This is a genomic window from Pedobacter sp. 10L46_2, from assembly GCF_056395165.1.
Map to the genome: position 1 here is coordinate 1 of NZ_JBFTIZ010000391.1, position 3,328 is coordinate 3,328.

At 40.7% G+C, this 3,328-nt stretch carries 4 protein-coding genes; all 4 read right to left on the minus strand.

Annotated elements, in window-relative coordinates; genetic code table 11:
• On the minus strand, nt 1-726 hold a 726-nt coding region (locus tag AC1DDX_RS25560), incomplete at its 3' end, for a sugar-binding domain-containing protein (protein ID WP_477622836.1).
• A gap of 41 nt (nt 727-767) precedes the next feature.
• A complete protein-coding gene (locus AC1DDX_RS25565; protein WP_288883243.1) occupies nt 768-1,460 on the minus strand; it encodes a hypothetical protein in 693 nt (230 codons plus the stop codon).
• Nucleotides 1,461-1,471: 11 nt separating this feature from the next.
• Nucleotides 1,472-3,019: a RagB/SusD family nutrient uptake outer membrane protein gene (locus tag AC1DDX_RS25570; RefSeq protein ID WP_288883241.1), complete on the minus strand. Its 1,548-nt coding sequence runs from the start codon at nt 3,017-3,019 to the stop codon at nt 1,472-1,474.
• A gap of 11 nt (nt 3,020-3,030) precedes the next feature.
• The coding region (locus AC1DDX_RS25575; RefSeq protein ID WP_477622837.1) for a hypothetical protein at nt 3,031-3,328 on the minus strand (298 nt) is incomplete at its 5' end.

Sequence of the window (3,328 nt, forward strand, 5' to 3'; positions counted from 1 at the left end):
CTGCGGATCGTTAAGATTAATCTTTACAGAAATTGTATCAATCCCATCCGGGTTTAATAATCTGGCCGCCACCGTTAATCTACCTGAACCGCCTTTTGCATCAACGCTTGCATCGGCAAATACTTTATCTAAAGATACCTGTGGAGTATAAACCAAATTTACATAGCGGTACAAACCACCATATACATTAAAATCGGATAAGCTGGAAGGGATCATTTCCAGATCCCTTGAATTGTCGCAGCGTATTTCTACAGGAATTTTGCCCTTAAATTCCTTTTGAAAGACTTCATTTTTTTTGAAGGCCTCCACCTCATCTGTTATATCAATAGTGAATTCATCGTAGCCGCCAACATGTTCACCTACCTTTTTGTTGTAGATGTAAACCTGTGTTTTTTGTCCGGCACCCTCAAAGTGAAGCAAAGTTCTTCCCTTTTGGTATGGGTTGGCAATTGTTAGCTGTGTACGATACCAGCCTGGCCCCTGATAGTAATTCACATCAGGATCTACCGCATCGGTAGCATTAAAGCAATGCGGTAGCGTAACCTTCTGCCAAAACGGAACACTTTCCGGATTGCCTTCCTTAACTGGCCTTACCGCTTCCCAAACACCTCCCAGATCGCCTTTTAAATATTCCCAGTTTCCGGATAAACGTTGTTTTTGTTGTGCAAATAAGTATTGGTTGCAAATCAGCAATCCTAAAAAGAGTATCAGTCTGTATTTTTTCACTTTTATCAATATAATTTATAGGTATAATCGGTTTCTAAGGACTATTCAGGAATACTTGTGGTTAATACTCCCCCAATTACATGTATGGAGCCATTTGTTGCCTGTATGCTGCTGGTTCTAACATTCAATACCTCATTTAACACAATCGGATAATCAGAGGTATTAGATGGCGATGAATTAAGCACCTTAATGGTCATAATTGAATTAGGGTTAGGCAAAAAAACACTGGTTGATGTAATACCCACCGGTAACTGATTCCAGTAGCCTTTTGGTGCCAGTGTATTGCCTTCTATTGTTTGAAGCGCAGGAATGGTAAAGTGATCATGCTGTCCCTCCACAATAAGATACAAGAGGTAGTTTTTAACAAACTCTTTAGGATAATCGTCCCATTTTGTCGCAACTTTATTATTTATTTTATAGGTACCCCAAAAGTTGGTACCAGTAACAGCACCGTTATTTAGCAGTATAAATGTTCTGTTCGGCTTTTTGTATTCATTTGTATCTATCCCGGAATACTCAATAGCTTCCATCATCCTGTCAAATATCCTTGCCTCGCTATTAGCCCCTCTGGATCTGTCCTTTAGGTATTGCCATGTACTCTTATAGATCTTTGGGTCTACAGTATGCGGAACCCTGTCGTAGTTTTCCTGCAAGTCCAGCCCTGCAAGAGAACATCCCGAAATTAAAGTAGCAACAGTGGCTACCGTTAATATATTTCTAAATAAATTCTTCATTTTCCTGATCATTAATTGTAAGTTGGATTTTGAACTAATTGCCTGTTGTCTTCCAGAACAAAGCGGTTTATCGGCCACAACAGTTTTTCTTTCAACGGCCCAAAACCACCGGTTGCAGGCACTCCACCTTGCAGCCTGGTAAGTCTTCTGTTAATTACAGGATCCATTATTTTGTTCACATGGTTAGTACGAACCAGGTCAAACCATCTTTTACCTTCTCCAAAAAGCTCATATCTTCTTTCCTGAAGGATGGTATCTTCCATAGCAGTTTCATTTGCAACCGAAGGATCATCAGCAGACAGCGCGGCCAAACCAGCACGCACCCTAATAAAATTCAGGTATTTCAAGGCTCCTGCACGGTCGCCCGTTTTATTTAGCGCTTCAGCATAAGAAAGATAAACATCACCTAAACGGTACATCACCAGGTAAACATTGTACTCTTTAGCAGGCTTGCCACCTCCCGGGAAACCAGAACCCGGAACATCATAATATTTAAGTAACCTATCGAAATGTGCCAGCGTTTTCAAAGTATCAAGTGTTTTAGTCACTCTGGTATCAGCTTTATTCAGTTTCCAATCGTTGTGAATTACTGAATCCAGTCGAATGGTAGTGTTAGACTCTCCTATTGAAACTGGAATGCACGCGCAACCGTTATTTAAGTTATCCCAGTAAATGCTCCAGATCGCCTCTTTAGAACCTGTTGGATCAAGAAACAATTTCGGTTTCCAATCTGCCTGGCTCTCAAGATCTGTGATCTCATTACCACCATACACCTTGCCCGAAGGTGCTTTTGCTGCAAAAACTCTTTTGATCCACATTATTGCATTCTCATAATCCTGAGGCTGGTTATTTGCACCTGCGTTCCACATGTAAGCATCTGCTGCAATTGCAGCTATACCAGCCTCACCGATTAACCATACATTAGGCGTTTGAAGTTTCTGCGTTAATGAATATGCTTTTTCCAGATCAGCAAGAATAATCTCCTTCATGATCTTATCCTTAGATTCTCTTGGCCTCTCATCTTCCTGTGAAAAATCATCATATGGTTCAGTCCATATTGGTGCATCTCCCCAGAGCCTGATGATATAGAAATAGCACATTGCCCTCATTGCATAACATTCTGCCAAATTCTTATCCCTTATTGCCGGAGTAATCTGGTTATCTAAAGAAGCCGCTTGTGGAATGTATTTGATTGCGGTGTTTGCTCTTCCAATAGTTCTGTACAGCTCGGCCCACGATGACTGTGCATTTCCCGAGGTAAGGTTGTTTAATGAAAGCTCCTGCATGGTAATGTTGTTATAACCAGGATGCAAATCAAAATTATCTGATCGGGCCTCTCCCCAATAATGGTACTTACCGCTAAAATTTGCCCCCGTACCTGTCATTACCTGCTGAAAGGATCCGTAAACACCGGCCATAGCAGCATTTACATCTTTTAATGATTTAAAATAATTCTTGGCAGACACCTGTGTTAATGGTTCTTCGGTAAGGAACTTTTTGCAGCTGCCTAAAAAAAGAACTACACTAAATACCGCACTTATATATAATATTTTCTTCATGATTTCTGATTTTAAAATGTAAGGTTAACGCCCAAACCGAATTCTCTTATTTTAGGGTATCGACCAGAATCATTACCCGGTTGTAGCTGATTTGAGGTACTGAACTCGGGATCAAACAAGCTGTAATTTGTCCAGGTTAAAAGGTTCTGTCCAAAAACATAAACCGTTGCCGATTTCATTTTAGCCTTTGCGGCTATTTTAGGATCAAGCGTAAAGGCCAATCTGGCACTGCTTAACCTGATAAATGCGCCATCTTCCAGATAAAGACTGTTTTGTTCATAACGCATGTTTCCTCTTGTATCCTTGCGT